The organism is Enterobacter sp. SCRI0065, assembly GCF_059766475.1.
The window spans coordinates 14,788-38,631 of record NZ_JCBAJB010000003.1 but is presented as its reverse complement, the minus strand read 5'-3'; the positions used below and the strand labels follow the sequence as shown (position 1 = coordinate 38,631).

At 51.6% G+C, this 23,844-nt stretch carries 22 protein-coding genes and 1 tRNA gene; 18 read left to right on the top strand and 5 right to left on the bottom strand.

All coding sequences use genetic code 11. The features are described 5' to 3' along the window. Positions 1–89 precede the first annotated feature (89 nt). Positions 90–1,188, top strand: a protein-coding gene (gene prfB / locus AC6EMZ_RS10260) for a peptide chain release factor 2 (RefSeq protein WP_498402360.1) whose coding sequence is annotated in 2 segments (ribosomal slippage) — positions 90–164 and positions 166–1,188 — 1,098 coding nt in all. Because the reading frame shifts where the segments join, the coding sequence is not laid out codon by codon here. 9 nt (positions 1,189–1,197) lie between these two features. Beyond that, positions 1,198–2,715: a lysine--tRNA ligase gene (gene lysS, locus AC6EMZ_RS10255; protein WP_498402359.1), complete on the top strand. Its 1,518-nt coding sequence runs from the start codon at positions 1,198–1,200 to the stop codon at positions 2,713–2,715. A 49-nt stretch (positions 2,716–2,764) separates the two neighbouring features. On the opposite strand, the gene idi is transcribed toward lysS, so the two are convergent. Continuing rightward, on the bottom strand, positions 2,765–3,316 hold the full coding sequence (gene idi / locus AC6EMZ_RS10250; protein ID WP_498402357.1) for an isopentenyl-diphosphate Delta-isomerase: 552 nt from the start codon (positions 3,314–3,316) through the stop codon (positions 2,765–2,767). 159 nt (positions 3,317–3,475) lie between these two features. On the opposite strand from idi, the gene actS reads away from it, so the two are divergent. From actS to ompA, 4 genes are all read left to right on the top strand, one after another. Further along, positions 3,476–4,216, top strand: a complete 741-nt coding sequence (gene actS, locus AC6EMZ_RS10245; protein ID WP_498402355.1) for an amidase activator ActS — start codon at positions 3,476–3,478, stop codon at positions 4,214–4,216. An 80-nt stretch (positions 4,217–4,296) separates the two neighbouring features. Further along, a tRNA-Gly gene (locus AC6EMZ_RS10240) sits at positions 4,297–4,370 on the top strand. 99 nt (positions 4,371–4,469) lie between these two features. Then, complete coding sequence (locus AC6EMZ_RS10235; protein WP_498402354.1) at positions 4,470–5,099, top strand: helix-turn-helix domain-containing protein; 630 nt, start codon at positions 4,470–4,472, stop codon at positions 5,097–5,099. 114 nt (positions 5,100–5,213) lie between these two features. Next, a complete protein-coding gene (gene ompA / locus AC6EMZ_RS10230) occupies positions 5,214–6,257 on the top strand; it encodes a porin OmpA (protein WP_498402353.1) in 1,044 nt (347 codons plus the stop codon). A gap of 59 nt (positions 6,258–6,316) precedes the next feature. On the opposite strand, the gene AC6EMZ_RS10225 is transcribed toward ompA, so the two are convergent. Continuing rightward, entirely contained in the window at positions 6,317–6,715 is a 399-nt protein-coding gene (locus tag AC6EMZ_RS10225; RefSeq protein ID WP_498402352.1) for a KPN_03583 family lipoprotein, read from the bottom strand. 151 nt (positions 6,716–6,866) lie between these two features. Here AC6EMZ_RS10225 and AC6EMZ_RS10220 point away from each other — a divergent pair, with 151 nt between their 5' ends. The 6 genes from AC6EMZ_RS10220 to AC6EMZ_RS10195 all read left to right on the top strand — a co-directional run bounded on the left by AC6EMZ_RS10220 (position 6,867) and on the right by AC6EMZ_RS10195 (position 13,567). Further along, positions 6,867–7,097 carry a (4Fe-4S)-binding protein gene (locus AC6EMZ_RS10220; RefSeq protein WP_498402351.1) on the top strand — a complete coding sequence of 77 codons (231 nt, stop codon included), beginning with the start codon at positions 6,867–6,869 and terminating at the stop codon, positions 7,095–7,097. Positions 7,098–7,107: 10 nt separating this feature from the next. Next, positions 7,108–7,380 (top strand): GNAT family N-acetyltransferase, encoded by a 273-nt coding sequence (locus AC6EMZ_RS10215; RefSeq protein WP_498402350.1) that lies wholly within the window; start codon positions 7,108–7,110, stop codon positions 7,378–7,380. A gap of 206 nt (positions 7,381–7,586) precedes the next feature. Next, a complete protein-coding gene (locus tag AC6EMZ_RS10210; protein ID WP_498402349.1) occupies positions 7,587–8,450 on the top strand; it encodes a ChaN family lipoprotein in 864 nt (287 codons plus the stop codon). Then, the gene (locus AC6EMZ_RS10205; RefSeq protein ID WP_498402348.1) at positions 8,447–9,223 is read left to right on the top strand and encodes an energy transducer TonB family protein; all 777 of its coding nucleotides are present in this window, start codon (positions 8,447–8,449) and stop codon (positions 9,221–9,223) included. Before AC6EMZ_RS10210 ends, AC6EMZ_RS10205 begins: the two co-directional genes overlap by 4 nt. A gap of 17 nt (positions 9,224–9,240) precedes the next feature. Beyond that, the gene (locus AC6EMZ_RS10200) at positions 9,241–11,340 is read left to right on the top strand and encodes a S9 family peptidase (protein WP_498402347.1); all 2,100 of its coding nucleotides are present in this window, start codon (positions 9,241–9,243) and stop codon (positions 11,338–11,340) included. A 37-nt stretch (positions 11,341–11,377) separates the two neighbouring features. Further along, positions 11,378–13,567, top strand: a complete 2,190-nt coding sequence (locus AC6EMZ_RS10195) for a TonB-dependent receptor domain-containing protein (protein ID WP_498402809.1) — start codon at positions 11,378–11,380, stop codon at positions 13,565–13,567. A gap of 40 nt (positions 13,568–13,607) precedes the next feature. Here the strand turns inward: AC6EMZ_RS10195 and AC6EMZ_RS10190 are convergent, their stop codons facing one another. Together AC6EMZ_RS10190 and AC6EMZ_RS10185 are read right to left on the bottom strand one after the other, a co-directional pair. Further along, complete coding sequence (locus tag AC6EMZ_RS10190) at positions 13,608–14,837, bottom strand: amino acid permease (RefSeq protein ID WP_498402346.1); 1,230 nt, start codon at positions 14,835–14,837, stop codon at positions 13,608–13,610. Between the two features lie 119 nt (positions 14,838–14,956). After that, positions 14,957–15,415 (bottom strand): multidrug/biocide efflux PACE transporter, encoded by a 459-nt coding sequence (locus AC6EMZ_RS10185; protein ID WP_498402345.1) that lies wholly within the window; start codon positions 15,413–15,415, stop codon positions 14,957–14,959. Between the two features lie 108 nt (positions 15,416–15,523). Between AC6EMZ_RS10185 and AC6EMZ_RS10180 the strand changes: the two genes are divergently transcribed. The 3 genes from AC6EMZ_RS10180 to AC6EMZ_RS10170 all read left to right on the top strand — a co-directional run bounded on the left by AC6EMZ_RS10180 (position 15,524) and on the right by AC6EMZ_RS10170 (position 18,676). Continuing rightward, the gene (locus AC6EMZ_RS10180; RefSeq protein WP_498402344.1) at positions 15,524–16,390 is read left to right on the top strand and encodes a LysR family transcriptional regulator; all 867 of its coding nucleotides are present in this window, start codon (positions 15,524–15,526) and stop codon (positions 16,388–16,390) included. A 96-nt stretch (positions 16,391–16,486) separates the two neighbouring features. Next, positions 16,487–17,665 (top strand): acetyl-CoA C-acetyltransferase, encoded by a 1,179-nt coding sequence (locus tag AC6EMZ_RS10175; protein WP_498402343.1) that lies wholly within the window; start codon positions 16,487–16,489, stop codon positions 17,663–17,665. Between the two features lie 327 nt (positions 17,666–17,992). Next, positions 17,993–18,676, top strand: a complete 684-nt coding sequence (locus AC6EMZ_RS10170) for an oligogalacturonate-specific porin KdgM family protein (RefSeq protein ID WP_498402342.1) — start codon at positions 17,993–17,995, stop codon at positions 18,674–18,676. 134 nt (positions 18,677–18,810) lie between these two features. Here AC6EMZ_RS10170 and AC6EMZ_RS10165 read toward each other — a convergent pair whose 3' ends face one another. Continuing rightward, entirely contained in the window at positions 18,811–19,986 is a 1,176-nt protein-coding gene (locus AC6EMZ_RS10165) for an oligogalacturonate lyase family protein (RefSeq protein ID WP_498402341.1), read from the bottom strand. Between the two features lie 457 nt (positions 19,987–20,443). Between AC6EMZ_RS10165 and kduI the strand changes: the two genes are divergently transcribed. The 3 genes from kduI to araE all read left to right on the top strand — a co-directional run bounded on the left by kduI (position 20,444) and on the right by araE (position 23,834). Further along, the gene (gene kduI / locus AC6EMZ_RS10160) at positions 20,444–21,280 is read left to right on the top strand and encodes a 5-dehydro-4-deoxy-D-glucuronate isomerase (protein ID WP_498402340.1); all 837 of its coding nucleotides are present in this window, start codon (positions 20,444–20,446) and stop codon (positions 21,278–21,280) included. Positions 21,281–21,343: 63 nt separating this feature from the next. Continuing rightward, positions 21,344–22,105: a 2-dehydro-3-deoxy-D-gluconate 5-dehydrogenase KduD gene (kduD, locus tag AC6EMZ_RS10155; protein ID WP_498402339.1), complete on the top strand. Its 762-nt coding sequence runs from the start codon at positions 21,344–21,346 to the stop codon at positions 22,103–22,105. Between the two features lie 313 nt (positions 22,106–22,418). Then, positions 22,419–23,834, top strand: coding sequence for an arabinose-proton symporter AraE (gene araE, locus AC6EMZ_RS10150; protein ID WP_498402338.1), 1,416 nt, complete (start codon positions 22,419–22,421; stop codon positions 23,832–23,834). Positions 23,835–23,844: the final 10 nt, after the last annotated feature.

The following is a 23,844-nucleotide window of genomic DNA, read 5'->3' as shown; positions in this document are numbered from 1 at the left end:
CCACTAATCTCTATAAAAAAGAGCGCGGATTCGGTACAATCCCGCTCTTATCACCGCATTTTGACTAGTCCAATAAAGAAAAAAAGACCATGTTTGAAATTAATCCGGTAAAAAACCGCATTCAAGACCTCACGGAGCGTTCCAACGTTCTTAGGGGGTATCTTTGACTATGATGCGAAGAAAGAACGTCTCGAAGAGGTAAACGCCGAGCTGGAGCAGCCGGACGTCTGGAACGAACCCGAGCGCGCACAGGCGCTGGGCAAGGAACGTTCCTCCCTCGAAGCCATCGTTGATACGCTGGATCAAATGTCTCAGGGGCTGGAAGATGTTTCCGGTCTGCTGGAATTAGCCGTCGAAGCCGACGACGAAGAAACTTTCAACGAAACCATTGCTGAACTCGACGTGCTGGATGAAAAGCTGGCACAGCTTGAATTCCGTCGCATGTTCTCCGGCGAATACGACAGCGCAGACTGCTATCTCGATATCCAGGCAGGTTCTGGTGGTACAGAAGCGCAGGACTGGGCGAGCATGCTGGCGCGTATGTATTTGCGCTGGGCTGAAGCGCGCGGATTCAAAACCGAGATCATCGAAGAGTCTGAAGGTGAAGTGGCGGGTATTAAATCCATCACTATCAAGATTATTGGCGATTATGCTTACGGCTGGCTGCGTACTGAAACGGGCGTACATCGCCTGGTGCGTAAGAGCCCGTTCGATTCTGGCGGCCGCCGTCACACCTCCTTTAGCTCTGCGTTTGTCTATCCGGAAGTCGATGAAGATATTGATATCGAAATCAATCCGGCGGATCTGCGCATCGACGTTTATCGCGCATCCGGCGCGGGCGGCCAGCACGTTAACCGAACTGAATCGGCGGTGCGTATTACTCACCTTCCGACCAACACGGTCACCCAGTGTCAGAACGACCGTTCGCAGCACAAGAACAAAGACCAGGCCATGAAGCAGATGAAAGCGAAGCTTTATGAGCTGGAGATGCAGAAGAAAAATGCTGAGAAACAGGTGATGGAAGATAACAAATCTGACATCGGCTGGGGCAGCCAGATTCGTTCTTATGTCCTTGATGACGCCCGCATTAAAGACTTGCGTACCGGGGTTGAAACCCGCAACACGCAGGCGGTGCTGGACGGCAGCCTGGACCAATTTATCGAAGCAAGTTTGAAAGCAGGGTTATGAGGAACCAACATGTCTGAACAACAAGCACAGGGCACTGACGCGGTAGTCGATCTTAATAACGAACTGAAATCCCGTCGCGAGAAGCTGGCTGCACTGCGTGAGCAGGGCATTCCCTTCCCGAACGATTTTCGTCGCGATCGTACCTCAGACCAGCTTCACGCTGACTTCGATGCGAAAGAAAACGAAGAACTGGAAGCACTGAATATCGAAGTGTCCGTTGCAGGCCGCATGATGACCCGCCGTATTATGGGCAAAGCGTCCTTCGTAACGTTACAGGACGTTGGCGGTCGCATTCAGCTGTACGTTTCTCGCGACGATCTGCCAGAAGGCATTTATAACGAACAGTTCAAGAAGTGGGATCTGGGCGATATCCTCGGCGCGAAAGGTAAGTTGTTCAAGACGAAGACCGGTGAACTGTCTATCCACTGTACCGAACTGCGTTTGCTGACCAAAGCACTGCGTCCTCTGCCGGACAAATTCCACGGCCTGCAGGATCAGGAAGCGCGCTACCGTCAGCGTTACCTGGATCTCATCGCTAATGATGAATCCCGCAAGACCTTTAAAATCCGCTCCCAGATTATGGCCGGTATCCGTCAGTTCATGGTGGGTCGCGACTTTATGGAAGTGGAAACGCCAATGATGCAGGTGATTCCGGGTGGCGCTTCTGCGCGTCCGTTCATTACCCATCATAATGCGCTGGATCTGGACATGTACCTGCGTATCGCGCCGGAACTGTACCTGAAGCGTCTGGTGGTCGGCGGCTTCGAGCGCGTGTTCGAAATCAACCGTAACTTCCGTAACGAAGGCATCTCCGTTCGCCATAACCCAGAGTTCACCATGATGGAACTCTATATGGCGTATGCAGATTATAAAGATCTGATCGAGCTGACCGAATCCCTGTTCCGCACCCTGGCGCAGGACATTCTGGGCACCACCGAAGTGCCTTACGGCGAAGAGGTGTTCGACTTTGGTAAGCCGTTCGTGAAGCTGACCATGCGTGAAGCGATTAAAAAGTATCGTCCAGAAACCGAAATGGCCGATCTGGATAATTTCGATTCCGCGAAAGCGATCGCTGAAAGCATTGGCATCAAGGTTGAGAAAAGCTGGGGTCAGGGCCGTATCGTGACCGAGATCTTTGAAGAAGTGGCAGAAGCGCATCTGATTCAGCCAACGTTCATCACTGAGTACCCGGCAGAAGTCTCTCCGCTGGCGCGTCGTAATGACGAAAACCCAGAGATCACCGATCGCTTTGAGTTCTTCATCGGTGGTCGCGAAATCGGTAACGGTTTCAGCGAGCTGAACGACGCTCAGGACCAGGCTCAGCGCTTCCAGGATCAGGTGGATGCGAAAGCGGCAGGCGACGACGAAGCGATGTTCTTCGACGAAGACTACGTGACCGCACTGGAGCATGGCTTACCGCCGACTGCGGGTCTGGGTATCGGTATCGATCGTATGGTTATGCTGTTCACCAACAGCCATACCATTCGTGACGTGATCCTGTTCCCGGCAATGCGTCCGGTAAAATAGGTCAATAAGCTCTAAAAGAAGCCTCGGCGTGAATCACGTCGGGGCTTTTTTATTGCGTTGATTTTGCAGCAAACTGTCTGAGCCTGGCATGGGCAGTCGCGGCTTCCGAGACCATCCACGGGCTAAATGCCCACGGCGTTGTTTCTAGCGCGCTAAACAGGGCATCAAGCTCTACCCATTTGAACTCCATCACCTCGTCCAGATTCACCCGCACAGCGCTGGTCACTCGCGCCGCAAAGACCGGACAAAGCTCGTTTTCAACAATGCCGGAAGGGTCGGTCTCGCAGTAGCGAAATTCAGTGGCGATGGGCGTGATGTCGGCAATATCAACGCCAACTTCGAAGCGGCAGCGGCGAACAATCGCCTGTTCTGCGGTTTCGCCCAGTTGTGGATGCCCACAGACCGAGTTAGTCCAGACGCCGGGCCAGGCTTTTTTGTTCAATGCGCGACGAGTCACAAGGCACTGGCCTCGTTCGTTAAACAGCCACGATGAGAAGGCCAGATGCAGGTGAGTGTGTGAAGTGTGCGCGGCGTACTTCTCCTGGGTGCCGATCGCTTCTCCCTGGTCGTTAACCAAAATGACGTGTTCTTGTATGCTCATTCCGACTCCAGTACCCGAAATACGGGATGTCGATATTATATCGCACTATGAAGTAACGGGTTTGTCCTGCTGAGCGGAATAGGGGATGAGCGGCAAAGATTGGCAACAGAATTAAGGCTGTTATCATAGGACGCCATTTACGTTGACCGAGGATCTGTTTTGTTTGCAGGAAGCCTGATAAGAAATCCCCTTTCCGCTGCTTTATGTCTGATGCTGGCTCTGCTGTTAGCGGGCTGCTCTGGCAGCAAATCATCGGGTAGCGACTCCGGAGCGGTCTATACCGTTAAGCGCGGCGACACCTTGTATCGCATCTCACGCGCGACGGGGACCAGCGTGAAGGATCTGGCACGCCTGAACAATATTTCTGCGCCGTATACCATTGAAGTCGGACAACGACTTAAGGTTAACGGCGGCGGTTCATCTGCGAAAAAATCGTCCTCGAAGAGCGGCAAAACCGCAGCAGTCACGCCATCCTATGCCGTGCCTAAATCCTCATGGCCACCAGTGGGTCAGCGATGCTGGGTATGGCCTGCAAGCGGTAAAGTGGCTGTCCCGTATTCCACCGCAGAGGGTGGGAATAAAGGGATTGATATCGCAGGAACCCGCGGCTCTCCAGTATATGCATCCGGGGCAGGGAAGGTTGTTTATGTCGGCGACCAGCTACGAGGTTATGGCAACTTAATCATGATTAAGCACGGTGAAGATTACATTACGGCTTATGCACACAACGATTCGCTTCTGGTGAATAACGGACAGAACGTTAAGGCCGGGCAGAAAATTGCGACAATGGGAAGTACGGGCGCGAGCACAGTGGCTCTCCATTTCCAGATCCGCTATCGCGCCACGGCCATCGATCCGCAGCGCTATCTTCCCGCCCAGGGCGCAAAGCCGAAATGTTAGGTGGTCAATTAAACATCACTTAGCAACAAAGAGGCTTGTCTGAAAAAGCGTAAGGTCTATAATGCCTTACGCACCTCAAAGCGGGCGTAGTTCAATGGTAGAACGAGAGCTTCCCAAGCTCTATACGAGGGTTCGATTCCCTTCGCCCGCTCCAAAACATGTCTGCATACACGACCGCTAACAATTCTGGGCCGGTAACTCAATAAAATATCTGTTCTATAATGGCTGTTACACTCAGCTATCAGGTAGCACTATGCATCTATTACCACCCGTTCGCCCCGAAGAGTCGGTTCAGCGTTTGACCGCTGTCCTTGAGCCCATTGTAGAAAAAATGATTGTCATTCCTCGTAAGCGAATGACATGGACGCACAAAGGGCGTCCACAGCTGTATCTTTTTTTGCAAGGTGAACTGTCGATACTGCGCGCATCGGATGGTTTGCTCATTGTGACCGTATATGAATCGCATCTTTTTGGTATTGCAGAGATGATTCAACCGACGAAAGGGCATATTCTGCGTGCGGAATCTGAGTCGGTTATATTGCGGGTCGATGCAGAACAAGCTACAGCATTATTTCGTGAGCAAGGATTATGGGAAGATGTTGCCGCACTGCTTTCTTATCATACCGCTTATTTGTTCTACCGTGATGCACTTGTCGTACAACAACGTACATATTCCGTGATTCGCAGCCATCTTCAGGAAATGATATTACTGCCAGATGAGGCCCGGCTGCGCATCTCCATTTTGGACTATATCCAGGACCGTACGTTATTATCCCGTAGCAGCGTTTTGAATGTGATTTCAGCGTTAAAAAAAGGTCAATATATTGATTTTAAACGCGGCGGATATCTTGTGGCAATGGGCGAACTCCCGGAGTCTTTTTAGCCGGTAATTTAAAATTAAACAGAAAATGAATTAACCGATCGGTCATTTCGCTATATCGTTTGCCTACTGAAAAAACATACCAATTTAACTACAGTAAGCGTAAACGGGATTTTTATGAAAAAGACACTTGTAGCTTTAATTATTGCCAACGCCTTGACGGCGACAACTGCTTTTGCAGCGGCTGATGCCGGGACCTGGTACAGCGGGGCAAAATTTGGCTGGTCACACTATTTTGATGCAAACACAGGGTCAAAAGCCCTGGACAATAACAACGGCTCAAATCACTTTGATATCGATCGCGACAACGTAGGCGGCGGCTTATATACCGGTTATCAGATCACGCCCTGGCTGGCGGTAGAAGGTGGCTACGACTATCTCGGCAATATGCAGATTAACGGTCAACACGGTGGATCTGGCGCAAAACTGAAAAGCCAGGGCCTGCAAATGTCTCTGAAAGCCAGCTATGCCGTCACTCATAACTGGGACGTCTATGGGCGTGCCGGTGCGATGGGTTATCGTGCAGAATCGGATGTGAGCGGCCATAACCGCTTTGAAACCGGCGTTCGTCCGCTTGCGGCGGTCGGTACCGAATATGCCTTCAATAAAAACTGGGCGGGTCGTCTGGAATATCAATGGGTGAGCAATGTCGGTAATTCCAACCAAATTGGGGTGAGCAGCGACGTCAGTTCCGTCACTGCAGGGCTCACTTATCGATTCGGTCAACATGATGATGCACCCGTAGCCGTAACCCCAGCCGCAGTCATCGCACCGGCACCAGAGCCGCAGCACTTTAATCTTAAATCCGATGTGATGTTTGGCTACGACTCAGCGACCCTGACGCCAGAAGGACAGGCTGCGATTCGAAAGCTTTATAACAGCCCCGGATTACAGCCAGCGAAAGATAAATCAACGGTCGTCATTGGCTATAGCGATCGCACTGGCGCGGCTGATTATAACCAACAGCTTTCTTCACGCCGCGCGCAGGCTGTGGCAGATGAGTTAGTCACGTTGGGCATTCCGGCACAAAATATCTCTGCTGAAGGTCGTGGTGCGAGTGAATCTGTGACAGGCGCGCAGTGTGATGGCCAGACCAGTAACGCACTGATCGGTTGTCTCTCTGCGGATCGCCGCGTAGTCGTGGAAATTAGCGACAAGTAACTTTTTGTTCAAAATATTCTCTCTAAAAATCCCGACACCGTCATGGCGTCGGGATTTTTTTATCCGACGATAATAGGCTTCAAAGCGATGCTTAACGACGTTAATCCCGCCTCATTCCGTTCCTTCAAATACTGCTGGTTAATCGAGCCCATCTCTTCAAGCTTTGAGAGCGACGCAAATACTCGCTGCACATCACTATCTTTTTCAAAAATATCTTTCGGTTTTACATCCTGTAAATATTGTTCCTTGAGCATAAAGGTCAGTGCATTAATTTTATTTTTATTATTCTGATAGAGAGTCGCAATATGCGTGGTTTGACTCGGCAGCGGTTTTTCTCCCGGCAGCACGAGGGGAATTTGCAATGTTTTGATTTGATCGACCTTGTCGGGCGGCGATGAGCTGCAAGCGCCTAATGCGCTAAGGCTAAAAAGAAGTAAATAAGAGCGTATTTTAAACATATAACTACCTGTACCGGATTTCATTCGATGAATGGTTATTATCCAGACTGAATAGATTCGCGGCAGGATAATGTTGTTTATTTTTAAATGTATCCTCGCGTTCTGTTAGCCTATGATTAATGTCGATACCAAAAAAAACAGAGGCAATGTCATGGACAAGGATTTACTGGAGGCGGGCTACCGGGTCTACACCGGCGAAAAAATGGATGTCTATTTCAATACGAGTATGTGCCAGCATTCAGGAAACTGCGTGCGTGGAAGTGCAAGGCTCTTCAATCTGAAACGCAAACCGTGGATTATTCCCGATGAAGTTGATGTTGATATCATCGTTAAAGTGATCGACACCTGCCCAAGCGGCGCGCTGAAGTACCGCCAAAAATAAGAGAGGAATCATGGATATTCTGGAAGGCCATAACAAGTTTTATGTCAATGATGCTCAGGGCAACCAGGTTGCTGAGATTGTCTACGTACCCACTGGCGAAAACCTGAGCATTATTGAACATACCGATGTCGATGCGAGCCTGAAAGGGCAGGGTGTTGGCAAAAAGCTGGTGGCAAAAGTAGTCGAGAAAATGCGTGGAGAAAAACGCAAAATTATCCCGCTGTGCCCGTTTGCTAAGCATGAATTTGATAACACGCGAGAGTATGACGATATCAGGGCGTGAATCTGCTGCCAGGATGTCATCACTTATGCACATCGATTTTTATTTGTCTAACTCATTGAATAGAAAAGACCTTTAAATTAGCGTGGTAATTAAATGGTAATGCTAATGATCTTGATATTAATTATCATTAGCATTAATGTTTGTTCGTTGTTTACACGAATAAACGGATAAAGCTGTCATAACAAGATAGCAAGCCATTAATTATTATGAAAAATTTAAAATTTATTACGGTATTACTGCTGTTATGCGGCTCTCTGGTCTTAACCGCGTGTCAGAAAGCACAACCTACCGCGTCAGACGCGACACAAATTCCGCCTGGTTCGCACATCCAAAATGCGCATACGGGATCCACGCTGACGCCAGAAGCGTTACTCAGTGCCTTGAGCGATGCCCCGATAGTTATTGTTGGGGAGGAACACACTAACGTTGCGCATCATGCGATTGAGCTGTGGTTGCTGCAAAATCTGCAAAGCAAGCGCAAGCAGGGCAGCGTGCTGATGGAGATGATCGCCGCCGATCAGCAGCCGGCAGTGAATGACGTCAAGCAGGCGCTGCAAGGCGGTGCAACCATGCGCGATCCGCGGATTCAGGAAGCGTTACGCTGGAATCCAGGTTGGCCGTGGGCGCTATACGGCGACCTGGTTAAGGCCGCACTACGGGGTGATTACCCCTTGCTCGCGGCGAATATTCCACGTGCGCAAGTCAGTACACTTTATAAAAAACCGACATTCCCCGCTGGTGAACACAGCGCTCAGCCGGCCGTTCGTGATGCGCTGTCGGCCATTATTTACCTGATGCATGGGGGTGAGATTGCGCCTGAACAACTCACGGCGATGCTCTCCATTCAGCAAAACCGCGATCGCTTTATGGCGCAACAGCTTATTGATGCGCCAAAACCTGCATTGTTATTTGCAGGCGGTTATCACGCGGCAAAAGATGTCGGCGTACCGCTGCATATTCAGGATCTGAATGGTCCAAAACCTCTTGTCGTGATACTCGCAGCAGACGGGGCGACCCCGAGCGTAAAACAGGCCGATTATATCTGGTCTTTAACGGCCGCTAAAAAATGACAGAAGTCTTCGAAACCCGCATGCCGTGGGCTAGGGGCAGCGTCATCAGCGTGATGGCGCACCTGGCCGTAGCGTTACCGTTTATTATCCATTTCGCCAACTCGCAGCCTGTCGCCTCACCGGCGGCGGTTAGGGTGGAATATTCACCCGAACTGGAAGTTTCCCTCATTTACCCCACGCAGCCGCCGGGCATCAGCCAGCAGCGCAAGGTTGAAGCGATGAGCACCGATGAAACGCTCCAGCTAAAAGAGGTGCCGGAGCTGCCAATTGTTGAAGAGGCCGAGTTACAAATGGCGGCTCGTAAGCCCGTTCAAAAGGTCGTGAAGAAGCCGGAGACAAAGAGAAAAGCTCAGCAGCAACAGCGTGAAGAGAAAGGGAACTCGACCGTGACCAGCCGCGCCGCGCCGCCGGTACAGGCGATCGTTAGCCAGCGAAATTCGGCCCCGATCGATACCGACTCCGCGCAGTTAAGCCACAGCAAAATCAACTGGGAATCGCTGGTGAAAGGCAAAATCAATCGGATGCGTAACTATCCGGAAGATGCCAGAAAGCGTAAACGAACCAGGACTGCCGTTATCGCCTTTAGCGTGAACAATCGAGGGGAGATTGTGACCAGCCAACTGGTGAATTCTTCCGGTACGCTCTCGCTCGATCGCGCAGCGCTGGCCGCGTTGCAAAATGCCCAGCCGTTGCCGCAGCCGCCCGCGGAATTATTACGCAACGGCATACATAAAGTGACGCTGCCCGTGGAGTTTACTCTGCTCAGGATATAAAACCGAAAGGACGATAAATGAAATATCTCTCAATAATTGTTGTTAGCCTCGCGCTAACGGCACGGTGTGCTATTGCCCATAGCCTACCGCCAGCGCCTGTCGCAAATAAGATTATGCAGTCTTCAGAAATACACGGCGATAAACGCCAGGATGATTATGGCTGGATGCGCGACGACTCACGCCAGAATGAAACGGTACTGAATTACCTTCGCCAGGAAAATGACTATACCGAGAAGCTGGCTGCCCAGTGGCAACCGCTTCAGACGCAGGTCTATCAGGAAATGCAGGCGCATCAGGTGCAGGATAATTATGCCCAGCCGGTGCGAAAGCATGATTATTTTTACCGGGTTGAGTATCCAGCGCGGGCAAATTTCCCCCAGATCCAGCGGAAAGCTAATAATGATACCGTCTGGACAACGGTAATCGATACCGCTACACGTAGCGCGGGGAAAGACTATTACGCGCTGGGGCGCTATGCGGTAAGCGAGGATAATCGTTATATCGCGCTGGCGGAGGATGAAACCAGCGACGGACAGTACAACATTGCACTTTTTGATACTCGACGTGGCGAATGGCTAAACCTGAATATCCAACAGGCCTCCGACGACATCGTATTTAGCAATGATGGAAAGCAGCTCTATTACGTCCGGCTGCATCCGCAGACGCTTACGCCTTATCAGGTAATGCGCTATGAGCTGGCGACAAAAAAAAAGGAATTACTCTGGCAGGAAAACGACGGGCGCTTTTTTACCGGTATTGCGCGCTCGGCGTCAGACCGCTTTCTGCTGATAACGCTTAGCGCCAATGATACTTCCGAGGTGCGTTATCTTTCGCTCGATGACGTGCACAGGCCGTTGCAACTGGTGCGCCCGCGCGCGACAGGTAAGGAATACTATGTCGATAACGCGAATGGCTATTTTTATATCCGAAGCAATCATGAAAATAAAAACTTTGCGTTATATCGCGTCAAAGTTGATGAGGACTGGCAGCGCGTATTAGCACCTGATAATGAACGCGAGCTGGAAGGCTTTACTCTGTTCGATCGTGCCGTGGTGGTTTCGCAGCGATACGAAGGGAAAACGCACTATCGCAAACTGAGTTTCACCCATAATCTCTGGCAGGAATTAAGCTTCCCCGATCCTACCTATATGGCCCGCACCGGCAATAACAGTGATGGTCAGGCTAAAGCGTTTACTTATATTTATTCATCACTCGATACACCGCTCGGTTATTACCAGTGGGATCTGGACAGTGGCGCGACTACGCTCGTCCATCAGAAAGCCGTTCCGGGGCTGGTGGCAAGCACCTATACCAGCAAGCTGATTCATGTGACCGCGCGTGATGGCGAAACCATTCCGGTATCGCTTATCTGGCGAAAAGACCGCTTCCATCAGGGGCAAAATCCGCTGCTGGTTTACGGCTACGGTGCCTACGGCATGAGCCTGGATGCAGCCTTTAGCGCCCCGCGCATGAGCCTGCTGGATCGTGGTTTCGTCTTTGCGCTAGCCCATGTGCGCGGCGGCGGGGAGAAAGGCGTGGCCTGGTATCAGGCGGGTAAAAAAGAGCACAAGCAAAACAGTTTTAATGACTTTATTGATGCCACTCGCGGGCTGATAAAACAGGGTTACGGAGCAGCCGATCGTGTCTATGGCATGGGCGGAAGTGCAGGTGGGTTGTTACTTGCCGGGGCCGTCAACCAGGCACCTGAATTATTCCGCGCGGTCGTGCTCCAGGTACCGTTTGTGGACGTGCTCAACACCATGCTGGATAAATCACTGCCGTTAACCCAGCAGGAATACAGCGAGTGGGGCAATCCCAACCTGGCGAAAGACTACGTCGCAATAAAAGCCTGGAGTCCGTACGACAATATTCATCCTCAGCCTTATCCCACCATGCTGGTGACCACCGGACTTAATGATTCTCGCGTTCCTTACTGGGAGGCTGCGAAATACGTCGCGCGTGTGCGGGCGGCAAATACGACAAAAAAGAGTGTTCAGCTCCTGAACGTCAATATGAATTCAGGGCATGGCGGTCGCAGCGGTCGCTATTCCCGTCTTGAGGATTCTGCTCAGGCATTTAGTTTCCTCATTTTTGTTGATAGCCAGAAGAATAAATAAGGGGTTTATTTTGAAAAGCACACACATGGTTGGCTATATGCTGACAGGGTGTCTTATTGTTCCCGGAACCACTTTTGCCGCCGAGAGCGAAGGGGAATCGGTATTTTCACCATTGACCATTACGGATAACGCGCAGGCAGACACGAACCACCCAGGTTCATCGGCAGAGACCTACACTCGCCCGGGCGCCTACAGTTCGCGCACGCTCAATGAGAACCTGCAAAGTCTCGATGCTTCGCTTCGCAGCATGGCCGGAACCTATACGCAAATCGATGCTTTGCAGGGCGCGGTTAATGTCAATATTCGCGGTATGAGCGGGCTAGGGCGCGTGAATACCATGGTCGATGGCGTGACGCAAACCTACTACGGCATGGCACCGACTACGTATCATTTTGGGCAAAACAACGGCGCGGGCGTGCTTATCGACCCGAACTTCCTGGCGCAAGTGGACGTCACGCGTGGGAGCAGCGCCGGATCGCAGGGGGTTAACGCGCTGGCGGGCAGTGCCAACATGCGCACGCTGGCGATAGACGATGTGGTGAAAGAAGGCCGCCAGACTGGCGTGTTGTCGCGCTTCTCGGTGGGCGATAACGGTCTGGGCCGCACCGGCATGATTACCGTCGCGGGTAAAGCCGATCCGTTTGATAACGGCGGCCTGGTCGGCGCGCTCGTGGGCATTAGCGGCAGCCGAACCTACGCGACCTTTGATAACGGCGCTGGGCGCAGCAGTAAAGATTTTATCGGCGAGGACGTAAAGTACATGCGTCAGGAGCCCCGGTCGCAGCTCTACAAATTGAACTTCAATCCCGATCCTTATCATCAGCTTGAGTTTGCGGGCCGTAACTATCAAAACGCCTATACCCGCCGTGACATCACCAGCGACGATTACTACCTGCGCTATCACTTTGCGCCGCTGACGGAGCTTATCGAGTTTAACGTGCTCGCCAGCACCAGCCGCGCAGATCAGGACTACAAGCCCGACTCGCTGTACAACTTCAATAATGCCTCAACTGAAAACAAGTCCAACGCGTTGGACGTGAGCAACACCAGCCGCTTTAGCTACGCTGACGTTGATGTTGAATTCCTGGTGGGCGGCAAGCTGATGGACACGCGCTATACCCGTCGGTATTACCAGGATAACGACACGGAAAGAAACGCCTTTGTGCCGTCAGGTAAGCAGAAAATCTCAGCGCTCTATACCGGACTGGTGCTGAAAAAGAGCATCTACGAACTCGATATGAATCTCAACTACACCCGCAGCCAGGTGAGTGGCGTGAAACCGGCCTGTGACGATAACGAGAAATGCTTCCCGCAGGGCGAAGCAACGCTGGATTTGGATGACAAGGCGCTGAATCCCGCGATCACCTTATCTGCCCAGGTCACGCCGTGGCTGCAACCGTTTGTCGGCTGGAGCCGGTCTTCGCGCGCGCCTAACGTGCAGGAAGTGTTCTTCTCCAATGAAGGCGGAGCGTCGATGAACCCGTTCCTGAAACCGGAAAAAGCAGACACCTGGCAGGCCGGGTTTAACGTTAACAAAGTAGGGTTACTGAGCGAGAAAGATACGTTTCACCTGAAGGCGCTGGCCTATGAATCACGTATTAAGGATTACATTAACAGCGAATCCTTCTTCCTTTGTTACGACGGCTCGCGCTGTAAAGATATTGATAATTCAGCGGGCGGCTTTAACGCCAATATTTACGTCAACACGCTGTCGCCAGTGACCTCAAGAGGTTACGAAATCGAAGCCGGGTATGATATTGGTTTTGCCTACGTCAACCTGACCTGGAGCAAGCAGCATACCGACCAGCCCACCTCTATTGCCAGCACCGCCTACAGCTTTGCTTATGACGACATGAGCGATCTGCCGAGCTATTACGCTACGCTGGATGTGGGCGCGCGCTTCTTCGAGGAGAAACTGGTATTGGGTAGCCTGGTGAAATTCACCGGGAAGTCAAAACGGTTAAGCACTGAGGGCATTAGCATAGACTCCAACACCGTACCGAAGGAAGACATGCCGAGTATCCCGACCATCGTCGATCTCTACAGCAGCTATCAGGTTACGGATAACGTGATGCTGCGTCTGGGCGTGCAGAACGTCACTGACCGCGATTACTCAGAGGCGTTGAACCGGATGAATCAGAGTGTGGATAATGCGATCGAAGGCGCGTCGTTGAACACCACCGCGCGCGGTCGAACCTGGATCTTTGGCGGGGAGATTAAATTCTGATAATAAACGGTGTTCAGCGTCAGGCTGAACACCGTTTTGCTTATCCTACAAACATCACCGATACGCACAATACGCCGACGATAAGCGTTAAGAGATTGCCGATGGAGCGATACGGTTTAAGCACCGGAATCAGATAGGTGGAAAGCGTTGGCATGATAAACAGAATCATGGCGATAAGCGGCCCGCTGATGGCGTAAATCATCGAGATGGCGTTTGGATTGATGCAACACACCACGAAGGTAATGAACGACACGGCCATAATCGATAACGCGCGGTTAAAGGCGCGACTTTTCTTAATCCCCACCTGATTCAGTGACGATTTCACTATCTCCGTTGCTCCCTCAATCACCCCAAAATAGGTGCCAAGGAACGATTTCGACATCGCAATAATGGCCACGATAATCCCGGATATACCCAGCCAGGCCGGGGAAGAGGGCATCATGGACAGCGCGGACAGAATCGTCACGCCTTCTTCTTTCGCCGCCACAATATACGACGGTGGTATCGACAGCAGGCAGCTGAATACAAAGAACAACACGCTCAGGCAAATAATCAGATACGCGACCTTCATGATTTTTTTGCATTTACCCATGGCCGCATCGCCATACTTTTCGCGCCTGTCGACGGCAAAAGTAGAGATAATCGGCGTATGGCTAAAAGCGAAAACCATCACTGGAATAGAAATCCATACCTGGTGCAGAGTGTGTTGGTCAAACGCCATTTGGCTGGTGAGCAGCGAAGGCTGCCAGCTCGTTGTGAGATACAGCGAGACAAACAGGAAGTAGGCAATCAGTGGGAACACCAGAAAACCCATCACCTTAATCGTGATGTGGCGACCCGTCAGAAAGATCAGGTTTAGCACCAGCACCACACCCAGACTCACCAACACGCGCACGGTGGTGTCTACCGTCAGATGTTTAGCCAACTGTTCGGTGACCGAGTTGGTGATCGCCACGGCATAGATCAACACCACCACGAAGAAGGCGACAAAGTAGAGCGTGGTGATCAGATTGCCGATCTTTTTCCCATAGTAGTGGGTGACCGCGCTGGTGATCCCTTCGCTGCCTTTCGCTTTTGACGACAGGATGAACTGGGCCAGCGCTTTGTGCGGCCAGTAGGTTAATGGATAGGCCACAAGGGCAGTGATAAGCAAGACGATAGCGCCTGCGGAGCCGAGCTGAATGGGCAAGAACAGCGTTCCTGCGCCCACGGCGGTGCCATAGAGGGCGAAACTCCAGAGAGTCTCTTCTTTTGACCAAATTTTCGACATTAGAGCAACGTATCAACTATAAAATGAACAAAAAGGAGTGCAATTTACCATAATTATGAGATGAGAGCGTAGTTGACTTCGCTGGGATGGGCCGGAAAATGTTTCCGGCCGAAAGGGAATTAATTTGCCAGGGCTCGTCGTTGCTGGCGTCGCTTGATGTTTTTCTCACGCAGAGTGTCATACGCCCAGTTATAAAACATGGTGTACGGCAGGAAGAACAGGAAGAAACCTATTTCTAGCGTGAATGCCTGAAGCAAGGTCACGCCCAACACCGCCGAGACAATCGATACCCCGATGACGATAAAACCGCATTCGAAGCCAAGCGCGTGCAAGGCGCGGACTTTTGCCGTACGGGTGACACGCTGAACGGGCCAAAAACGGTCAAACCCAAAGTTATAGATAATGTTCCAGATCATCGCCGTCGTCGCCAGGATAATGGTCAACCCACCCATCTCCATGACCGAGCGTTGCATCAGCCAGGCCGCTGTTGGCGCGAGGATCGCCGTGGCGATCGCCTCAAAGCAAACCGCATGGAAGATGCGCTCCGGCAGCTTGCGTTGTTGTACATCGTGTTGCATGACTTTAACCTCATCAGTTCACTCGCCGAAATGGGCGTGAACAGGGGATTATTTTATCGCTAAAGATGATATATAAAAGATAGTTACCATCGATAAAGTAGATAGATCATGCGTTATTCCCCTGAAGCGTTAACCGCGTTTGTGGAGACGGTGGCCACCGGCTCCTTTTCGGCTGCTGCACGGCGTCTGCGCAAAAGCCAGTCCACTATCAGCACCGCCATTGCCCATCTTGAAGCGGATTTAGGCTTTGCGCTTTTCGATCGCTCGGCGCGGCAGCCGGTATTAACCTCGCAGGGCAAACAGGTTCTGGGCTATGTGCAGTCGATCCTCGCTGCCAGCGCTCGTCTTGATGAGCTGGCCGTGTCGCTCACTGCGCAAACCGAAGCGAGGCTGGCCTTTGTGCTGTCGGATACACTGCACCCGGACGTTCTGGAGGATCTGATGACCCAGTTCGATGCCCGTTTTCCTCACACCGAGTTTGAATGCCTTATTGGTGAAGAGGAAGATGTTGTCGATTTGGTCCAGAAGGAGCGGGCGCAAGTCGGCCTCATTGAAGCGCGCGAAAGTTATCCAACGGACATCGGTGCGGTGCGCTTGCCATTGCAGACGCACATGGCGATTTATGCGGCGGCAACGCACCCACTGGTCTCACAAAGTCCTGTCGGACGGGACGAGCTACAGGGCTGGCGCGAGCTGAGGCTTAACACCTATCTTGAACGCGAGCCGACGCTGTCGGCAGGCCCGGTGTGGTCTGCACCTAACTATTTGCTGTTGCTCAGTATGGCGGTGCAAGGATTTGGCTGGTGCGAGCTGCCCTGCGCGCTGGTGGAGGAGTTTGCCGCAGCGAAAACGCTGACTCAGCTGAATGTCCCCGGTTGGCCGCGATCGATTGCCATCGACCTGCTGTGGAACAAACGTACCCCGCCAGGCGTGGCCGGGAGCTGGCTGCGCGAATATTTGCAGGGGAATCACTAATCCTTTGTGATTAAACTCACTTTTTTTAAACAATTGCGTTAATTGTTGATAACAATGCCTCTACTATCAGCGATGTCAATTTGCGCTGAGGTAGAGATGAAAGATGTCGTGATAGTGGGTGCGTTGCGTACGGCTATCGGCTGTTTTCAAGGTGCGCTTGCGCGCCACTCTGCCGTGGATCTGGGAAGCGTGGTGCTGAAGGCTCTCGTGGAACGCAGCGGAATTCCTGCGCATGAAGTCGATGAAGTGATTCTGGGCCAGGTGCTGACGGCGGGTGCCGGGCAAAATCCTGCGCGTCAGGCCGCGCTCAAAGGCGGACTGCCGAATACGGTTTCTGCCATTACCATCAACGACGTCTGTGGTTCAGGTCTGAAAGCGCTGCATCTGGCGACGCAGGCGATCCAGTGCGGTGAAGCTGACGTCATTATTGCGGGCGGACAAGAGAACATGAGCCGCGCACCGCATGTGCTTACCGATAGCCGCACCGGCGCGCAGCTCGGCAATAGCCAGCTTCTCGATAGCCTGGTGCATGATGGGTTGTGGGACGCTTTTAACGATTACCATATGGGCGTGACGGCAGAAAATCTGGCGCGAGAATATGGTATCAGCCGTGAATTACAGGACGACTACGCGCTCAGCTCGCAGCACAAGGCGCGCGCGGCGATTGATTCCGGGCGTTTTCGCGACGAAATTGTACCGGTCAATACGGTTCGCCAAAACGGCGAGCTGCTGATTGTCGATACCGATGAACAGCCCCTCACGGATGCCAGTGCTGAAGGGCTGGCGATGCTCAATCCCGCCTTCGATACGCTGGGTTCGGTGACGGCTGGTAACGCGTCGTCAATCAACGACGGCGCGGCCGCGGTGATGATGATGAGTGAAAGCAAGGCGGAAGAGCTGAACCTGCCGGTACTGGCGCGCATTAAAGCGTTTGCCAGCGTTGGCGTCGATCCTGCCCTGATGGGTATTGCTCCGGTCTACGCCACGCGCCGCTGTCTGGAACGCGCAGGCTGGCAGCTTGGCGATGTCGATCTGATTGAAGTGAACGAAGCCTTTGCGGCTCAGGCGTTATCGGTGGGTAAAATGCTGGAATGGGATCCCCGCCGGGTCAACGTGAACGGTGGGGCCATCGCGCTGGGTCATCCAATTGGCGCATCTGGCTGTCGAATTTTAGTCTCGCTGGTCCATGAGATGATCAAACGTGATGCCCGTAAGGGGCTGGCAACACTCTGTATTGGCGGTGGACAGGGCGTCGCGCTTGCCATCGAAAGATAGTTCGTTCTTAATCCTATTTTCCATTGAAGCCTCCCATTCGGGAGGCTTTTTTGTTTGTGAGTCGAATCATATTTTTACGCTTATCAGTTAATTCTAAAGCTTCCAATTCGTTTGTGACGTGTCATCTTGCGCCTCAATAGGATCCTGGTGTGATCTTAATCTTGAAATTTACCCTTAATCCCCTTCATTTGTTGATGTCTGTCACGTCGATCATTGCCAAAAAAAATGAAACAAATAATTACGATCTTGGTCACTAAAATATCGTTACTTTAAAAATAAAATGCAATTTCATAAAAACGAAACGTTATTTTAATTGAGGGTTTTTTCATGTTTAAGAAATCTCTGGTCCTTGCGTCTTTGATTGGTGCTTCTTTCGCTTCCCAGGCGGTAACGGTGGATCTGCGTCACGAATATATCGATAGCGGCTCAAATGCCGATCGTGTTTCCGTGTCGCATCGTTTTGCAAATGGCCTGGGCTTCTCCGTTGAAGCTAAATGGAAATCAGGCGGTGATAAAGCCGATCAGCCGTTTGCTGACGTGGTAGGTAACGGCCATGAAGACCAGATTAGCTGGCGCTGGAAGGCCACCGATAATATCGCACTGACGCCGGCATTCACGATTGAAAGTAACGACAGTCGCACCATCTATAAACCGAATTTGCATTTGCAATATAGCTTCGATAGTGGATTCTATGTTGCCGCGCGTTACCGTTATGAATATACCCGTTACCCGTCAAGCTCAAATAAAGAAGACGATAAAGTGAACCGTGGCGATGCATGGGTTGGTTGGGTTCTGGGAGACTGGCGCACCGAGCTGAACTATGTTTATGCGAAAAGTTCAGAAGGGATGATTCGTAATAACAACAAAGATTACTCTAACGAATATAACGCCAAGCTGGCGTACAAATGGGATAAAAACTGGGCACCGTACGTTGAAGTGGGTAACGTAGGTGTGAAAGAGACAGACGAGCGCCAGACTCGTTTCCGTTTAGGTGTCGCGTATTCTTTCTAATAATCAATAAGCAGTACCTCCGGGAAAAAACCGACTTATGTGAGTCGGTTTTTTTATATCTGAATATATTGCGACCCCAAAAAAAAGCCCTCCATAAAGGAGGGCAAGGCCAGTTACAGAAACACTAACTCAAATCATGCTTGCAACATTTCAGGTTGCTCGGGGAGTTTCGCGATATAGAGCGCCGGTTTGCCGTCTTTATCGGAACTGAACAGTACCGCTTTATCATCCGGGGTAAAGGATGGATGCGGGTGGGTGACCTGGCGGCTATTTGCCACCGTAGCCCAGGAGGTATCGTGGCGAGCAATACGGAAGTGCGCTTTTTTCGCCACATCAAATGCATAGAGATAAGGATCGTTATCGATGGTGTATCCGCTGGTATCTTTCACGTCGACCGGCGTGCCGGAGCCATCGCCAACCAATAGCGTGCCGTCAAAATTGCTCATCAAATGTGAGCAGGCTGGCATCTGCATTACCGCGTCGTTCACTCCGGTATCCGGGTTGAAGCTATAAATGGTGCGACCCTGCTGACCCTTCAGATAAGAGACGTAAACCAGCGCCGAGCCGTTCGGGACCCAAAACTCGTGGGTGCAGCTTTCGCCTTCCGCGTGTTCTTTTACTTTACGCACGTTGCTGCCGTCTTCGTTCACCATCCACATCCGCGCATCAACCAGATCGTGCGGGCCTTCATGGCAGAAAGCGACGGTATTATCGTCAAACGGACGGTAGATCGGATGACCCAGCCAGTTTTTCTCTTCATGGATTGTTGCGCTTTCGCCTGTTTTCAGGTCAACGCGCAGCAGGCGGCAATGAGGGCCTTTATGGAAGAAGTCGTGGAAGATTTTCCAGTCGTTCAGCGGAGTCCAGTCGCTTTTAGCGATTTCGATCCCGACCAGTTTAGTGCAATCGCTGTTTGCCACCCAGGTGCCGTAACCCACCCAGTCGTCAGAGACGCGATACACCTCGCGCTCGACCAGCGTCTCAAGGTTCACTTCCAGCAGGGTGCGATCGTTTTTCACATAATAAAGAGAGGTATCGTCCGGTGACAGGAAGCCGCCAAACGTGTTGTCGCCAGCGCCTTCAGTGAGCTGCACGGCCTCGGCTTTATTCAGATCCAGCAGGTAATAGTTCCAGTGACCATCGAACTCGCCCGCGAACAGCAGGTGACTGCCATCATTGAAAAAGCACTTCTGGTAGAAGTAGTTACGATGACAAGTTACTTCGGGTGGAGTCAGGCGGGTAATTTCCACGCCTGTATCCGGATCGCGGCTGACGTCATAGTTCAGCTTGACCCGCATACCTTTAGCCATGATGCGCTCCTTTGTCTTGACGGCCTGCTACTTCACTGCCGCCAGATCTGAATGAAAGATAAGTTAAAAGCTGGGTGTTAAATTATCAAAACATCGTTTCAATGTGTGTGACTGATGGCGCACTTTGGGAGATTGATGGCCTGGAATGATAAGTATCTTTGATTTTTAACGCTGAATGTTTTTTATGCTGTCAAAACTTCAAGGTTTTATAATCCATTGTTTACTATCATAAATATAATATTTTCATTTTAGCGCTTTCACTTTCCCATCGACGTCAACTCTCAACAATCGTGATCCGAACAACAGTTCTGTCAATAACATGCAGAAAAAGTGAAACAACGTTTTAAATGTAATTGAAAAGCCATTTCGCAGCGGATACTATGTGCCCATAGTGAAAACGGAACGTCGTTTCGTAAAATATCCTGGCCCTCGGGCTCGACCAATTTTGGAGGTAAATGTGGACGTCAGACAAAGCATCCACAGCGCGCATGCTAAAACGCTGGATACTCAGGGGCTGCGCGATGAGTTTTTAGTTGAGAAGGTGTTTGTTGCCGATCAATACACCATGGTGTACAGCCATATCGACCGCATTATTGTTGGCGGCATCATGCCGGTAGCAAAAACGGTCTCCGTCGGTGGGGAAGTGGGCAAACAGCTTGGCGTGAGCTACTTCCTTGAACGCCGTGAACTGGGTGTTATCAATATCGGTGGGCCAGGCACCATTACCGTTGATGGTCAGTGCTTTGAAATTGGTCACCGCGATGCCCTGTACGTGGGCAAAGGCGCACAGGAAGTGGTATTTGCCAGCGTAGAAAGCAGCAAGCCTGCGAAGTTCTACTACAACTGCGCACCGGCTCACATGACGTATCCGACCAAAAAAGTGACTCCTGCGGATGTTTCGCCCGTCACGCTGGGTGACAACCTCACCAGCAACCGTCGTACCATCAACAAATACTTTGTTCCAGATGTGCTGGAAACTTGCCAGCTCAGCATGGGGCTGACCGAGCTTGATCCCGGCAACCTGTGGAACACCATGCCGTGCCATACCCACGAGCGCCGGATGGAAGTGTATTTCTATTTCAACATGGATGAAGACGCCTGCGTTTTCCACATGATGGGTCAGCCGCAAGAAACTCGCCATATCGTGATGCAAAACGAGCAGGCGGTGATTTCCCCAAGCTGGTCTATTCACTCAGGCGTGGGTACCCGTGCTTATACCTTTATCTGGGGTATGGTCGGTGAAAACCAGGTCTTCGATGACATGGACCACGTCGCTGTTAAAGATCTGCGCTAGTCGCGGGCAGTTAAGCATAAACATGCCTGTTCGTGACAGGCGCTGAAAGATAAAGGAAAAAAAATGATTCTGGATGCATTCTCTCTGCAAGGTAAAGTCGCTGTTGTGACGGGTTGTGACACCGGTCTGGGCCAGGGTATGGCGTTAGGCCTGGCGGAAGCGGGCTGCGATATCGTGGGTATCAACATTGTTGAACCAACGGAAACCATCGAGCGCGTCACCGCGCTGGGTCGTCGCTTCCTGAGCCTGACTGCCGATCTGCGTAACATCGACGTTATCCCTGAACTGCTGGATCGCGCCGTCGCAGAATTTGGTCATATTGATGTGCTGGTAAACAACGCCGGTCTGATTCGTCGTGAAGATGCGATCAACTTCAGTGAGCGCGACTGGGACGACGTCATGAACCTGAACATTAAGAGTGTGTTCTTTATGTCTCAGGCGGCGGCGAAGCACTTTATCGCGCAGGGTAACGGCGGCAAGATTGTTAACATCGCTTCCATGCTCTCCTTCCAGGGCGGTATTCGGGTTCCGTCTTACACCGCATCCAAAAGTGCCGTTATGGGTGTGACACGTCTGCTGGCCAACGAATGGGCGCAGCATAATATCAACGTCAACGCGATTGCGCCGGGTTACATGGCAACAAACAACACCCAGCAGTTACGTGCAGATGAAGAGCGTAGCGCCGCAATCCTCGAGCGTATCCCGGCGGGACGTTGGGGTCTGCCAAGCGATCTGATGGGGCCGATTGTGTTCCTGGCATCATCTGCATCGGACTACATCAACGGTTATACCGTGGCTGTAGACGGCGGCTGGCTGGCGCGTTAATTCTCGCTATTGCCGTAGAACCTCTGCCAGTGGCGGAGGTTTTTTTTGCCCTAAATTTGTCATTGTCCATATGGCATAAAGTGAAAAATCCATAGTAAAAATCCACTAATGACAGGCATCACAATTTTATTGCTTATAAATTAGCTAATTAATAAAAAATGGTGAAAATTCACCTTGAGTTGAAATTGTAATGTCCATCACAGATCGTAGGTGTCCAGCTCATTAATCCATATCTTCACGTTATACCGCCTGACACTTTTGCTGGCTTTCTCGTAATTTCGTTTAACGTCTTACGCTGTTCAGGCAGGAAATAATGACTTCTATTAATGACACTACTTTTATGCCCCGCGCCCTCCGCGATACCCGGAGGATGAATCAGTTTGTTTCTGTTTCTGCCGCGGTGGCCGGTTTACTGTTTGGTCTGGATATCGGCGTGATTGCCGGTGCGTTGCCGTTTATTACCGATCACTTTGCATTAAGCAACCGCCTCCAGGAGTGGGTGGTGAGCAGCATGATGCTCGGTGCGGCAATGGGCGCATTGTTCAATGGTTGGCTGTCATTCAGGCTGGGCAGAAAATACAGCCTGATGGTGGGCGCGATTCTGTTCGTCGCGGGCTCGTTGGGTTCCGCATTTGCCACCGGCGTTGAGGCCTTGCTGCTTTTTCGCGTGTTGCTGGGCGTGGCGGTAGGCATCGCCTCTTACACGGCACCACTCTATCTCTCTGAAATGGCGAGCGAGAACGTGCGCGGCAAAATGATCAGTATGTATCAGCTGATGGTGACGCTGGGCATCGTGCTGGCGTTCCTTTCCGATACCTGGTTCAGCTACAGCGGAAACTGGCGCGCGATGCTTGGTGTACTGGCGCTACCCGCCGTATTACTGATGGTGTTGGTGGTCTTTTTACCAAACAGTCCACGCTGGCTAGCACAGAAAGGGCGTCACGTTGAGGCGGAAGAAGTGCTGCGAATGCTACGCGATACCTCTGAAAAAGCGCGTGAAGAGCTGAATGAGATCCGCGAAAGCCTGAAGCTGAAGCAGGGCGGGTGGGCGCTGTTCAAAGTGAACCGCAACGTGCGTCGCGCGGTGTTCCTCGGCATGCTGCTCCAGGCGATGCAGCAGTTCACCGGTATGAATATCATCATGTATTACGCCCCACGTATTTTCAAAATGGCCGGATTTACCACGACCGAACAGCAGATGATCGCCACGCTGTTGGTTGGGCTGACCTTCATGTTTGCCACCTTTATCGCGGTATTTACGGTGGATAAATCCGGGCGAAAACCCGCGCTTAAAATCGGATTTAGCGTGATGGCCATCGGGACGTTGATCCTGGGTTATTGCCTGATGCAGTTTGATAACGGTACCGCATCCAGCAGCTTATCCTGGCTGTCGGTTGGCATGACGATGATGTGTATCGCCGGTTATGCGATGAGCGCTGCGCCGGTAGTGTGGATCCTGTGCTCCGAAATTCAACCGCTGAAATGCCGCGACTTCGGTATCACCTGTTCCACCACCACCAACTGGGTGTCGAATATGATAATCGGCGCAACCTTCCTGACGTTGCTTGATTCAATCGGTGCTGCGGGAACCTTCTGGCTCTATACGGTGCTCAATGTGGCATTTATTGGGATCACGTTCTGGCTGATTCCAGAAACGAAAGGCGTCACGCTGGAGCACATCGAACGCAAGCTGATGAGCGGGGAGAAGTTACGGGATATCGGCATTTAAGTTTATCGCC

Excerpts from the sequence above, each read along its gene's own strand:
- lysS (WP_498402359.1), top strand. The coding sequence starts at position 1,198 with ATGTCTGAACAACAAGCACAGGGCACTGACGCGGTAGTCGATCTTAAT.
- idi (WP_498402357.1), bottom strand. The coding sequence starts at position 3,316 with ATGAGCATACAAGAACACGTCATTTTGGTTAACGACCAGGGAGAAGCG.
- AC6EMZ_RS10235 (WP_498402354.1), top strand. The coding sequence starts at position 4,470 with ATGCATCTATTACCACCCGTTCGCCCCGAAGAGTCGGTTCAGCGTTTG.
- ompA (WP_498402353.1), top strand. The coding sequence starts at position 5,214 with ATGAAAAAGACACTTGTAGCTTTAATTATTGCCAACGCCTTGACGGCG.
- AC6EMZ_RS10225 (WP_498402352.1), bottom strand. The coding sequence starts at position 6,715 with ATGTTTAAAATACGCTCTTATTTACTTCTTTTTAGCCTTAGCGCATTA.
- AC6EMZ_RS10220 (WP_498402351.1), top strand. The coding sequence starts at position 6,867 with ATGGACAAGGATTTACTGGAGGCGGGCTACCGGGTCTACACCGGCGAA.
- AC6EMZ_RS10215 (WP_498402350.1), top strand. The coding sequence starts at position 7,108 with ATGGATATTCTGGAAGGCCATAACAAGTTTTATGTCAATGATGCTCAG.
- AC6EMZ_RS10210 (WP_498402349.1), top strand. The coding sequence starts at position 7,587 with ATGAAAAATTTAAAATTTATTACGGTATTACTGCTGTTATGCGGCTCT.
- AC6EMZ_RS10205 (WP_498402348.1), top strand. The coding sequence starts at position 8,447 with ATGACAGAAGTCTTCGAAACCCGCATGCCGTGGGCTAGGGGCAGCGTC.
- AC6EMZ_RS10200 (WP_498402347.1), top strand. The coding sequence starts at position 9,241 with ATGAAATATCTCTCAATAATTGTTGTTAGCCTCGCGCTAACGGCACGG.
- AC6EMZ_RS10195 (WP_498402809.1), top strand. The coding sequence starts at position 11,378 with ATGCTGACAGGGTGTCTTATTGTTCCCGGAACCACTTTTGCCGCCGAG.
- AC6EMZ_RS10190 (WP_498402346.1), bottom strand. The coding sequence starts at position 14,837 with ATGTCGAAAATTTGGTCAAAAGAAGAGACTCTCTGGAGTTTCGCCCTC.
- AC6EMZ_RS10185 (WP_498402345.1), bottom strand. The coding sequence starts at position 15,415 with ATGCAACACGATGTACAACAACGCAAGCTGCCGGAGCGCATCTTCCAT.
- AC6EMZ_RS10180 (WP_498402344.1), top strand. The coding sequence starts at position 15,524 with ATGCGTTATTCCCCTGAAGCGTTAACCGCGTTTGTGGAGACGGTGGCC.
- AC6EMZ_RS10175 (WP_498402343.1), top strand. The coding sequence starts at position 16,487 with ATGAAAGATGTCGTGATAGTGGGTGCGTTGCGTACGGCTATCGGCTGT.
- AC6EMZ_RS10170 (WP_498402342.1), top strand. The coding sequence starts at position 17,993 with ATGTTTAAGAAATCTCTGGTCCTTGCGTCTTTGATTGGTGCTTCTTTC.
- AC6EMZ_RS10165 (WP_498402341.1), bottom strand. The coding sequence starts at position 19,986 with ATGGCTAAAGGTATGCGGGTCAAGCTGAACTATGACGTCAGCCGCGAT.
- kduD (WP_498402339.1), top strand. The coding sequence starts at position 21,344 with ATGATTCTGGATGCATTCTCTCTGCAAGGTAAAGTCGCTGTTGTGACG.
- araE (WP_498402338.1), top strand. The coding sequence starts at position 22,419 with ATGACTTCTATTAATGACACTACTTTTATGCCCCGCGCCCTCCGCGAT.